The sequence below is a fragment of the Nocardia sp. NPDC060220 genome, assembly GCF_042727815.1.
Lineage (GTDB): Bacteria > Actinomycetota > Actinomycetes > Mycobacteriales > Mycobacteriaceae > Nocardia.
In genome coordinates this window covers 1-1,273 of the sequence record NZ_JBHWZY010001310.1, presented here as the reverse complement: position 1 = coordinate 1,273, position 1,273 = coordinate 1, and the positions used below count along the sequence as shown (strand labels likewise).

General features: G+C 66.9%; 1 protein-coding gene and 1 pseudogene. Both read left to right on the top strand.

Annotation, left to right across the window (positions count from 1 at the left end):
* Nucleotides 1-359 (top strand): annotated as a pseudogene (locus ACFWF3_RS36320) (arpA protein); the annotation flags it as partial.
* A gap of 12 nt (nt 360-371) precedes the next feature.
* The gene (locus ACFWF3_RS36315) at nt 372-1,187 is read left to right on the top strand and encodes a class I SAM-dependent methyltransferase (RefSeq protein WP_378988173.1); all 816 of its coding nucleotides are present in this window, start codon (nt 372-374) and stop codon (nt 1,185-1,187) included.
* The last annotated feature ends 86 nt before the right edge of the window (nt 1,188-1,273 follow it).

Sequence of the window (1,273 nt, the reverse complement as noted above, 5' to 3'; positions counted from 1 at the left end):
GCATGCTCACACGCAAGCCCGACGCCGGCGGCGTGTTCGAGTACTGCCCCAACATCCGCGACCCGCACGCCGAGCACCTCGACGACGTGCGCGCCGTGCTCACCGGTGACGGCACCCGGTTCATTCGCGCGCTGGAACTGCGCCCCGGCGATCTGCAGCTGTTCAAGGGCCGCTTCTCCCTGCACCGCGTCACCGAGGTGGCCGGTGCGAGCCAACGACATTCGGCGATTTTCGCCTACACGGACCGTCCAGGGGTGATCGGCACGGTCGAACGCACCAGGCAGTTGTTCGGCCGTGTCCTGCCCGACCACGTGGCCGCCGCGGCCGACGCCGTCCGAGGTGACCGACTGCTCGACTGAGAGGAACCGCCCATGTCCGTTCCGTTGCACACCACCGGTAAAGCATCCTTCGACGACATCTACGAAAGTCCGGATCCGCGTGCGTACTTCGCACGGATGAACGAGCTGGACTACCGGATCCCGGAACTGGCGAAGCCGCACTTCGCCGAGCAGTTGCGCCAGCTGCGGGCCGCTCGGCCGGGCCGGATCCCGACGGTGCTCGACCTCGGCTGCTCCTACGGGGTGAACGCGGCACTGCTGCGCACCGGCACCACCGTCGACGAATTGGCCGGGCACTACCGCGATCACGTCGACACCGACAAGATCGGGTTGATCGCCGCCGACCGGGAGCGGTTGCGCGGCGACCTGATGCCCGACGTACGCTTCATCGGGATGGACGCCGCACGCCCGGCGCTGACCTACGCCCACGCCGCCGGACTCCTGCACGACTACGTGCACGCCGACCTCGAGGCCACCGAGCCCACCGAGGCACAGCGCCGTGTGCTCGCCTCCGCCGATCTGGTGATCTCCACCGGATGTGTCGGCTACATCACCGAGAAAACCCTGTCCAGGGTCGCCCAAGCAGATCCGCGCAAGCGACCGTGGATGGCGCATTTCGTGTTGCGGATGTTCGATTTCGGTCCCATCGCCGAGGAGTTGGCCGCGCTCGGCTATCGCAGCGAGCAACGTCCCGGTATGTTCCAGCAGCGGAGGTTCGCCTCGTCGCAGGAACGTGAACAAGTGCTGGATGCGTTGGCGGCCAAGGGAATCGACACCACCGACCACGAAGCCGAAGGCTGGCTCTACGCCAACCTGTTCCTGTCCCGCCCGCATCCCATCGAGACCTGAGGACTTGGATTGAACCAACCCACGTTCGCCGCCGAAGACACGCTGCCCCGGGTACCGCTGCCGAGTCTGGACGACAGTTGCGCGCG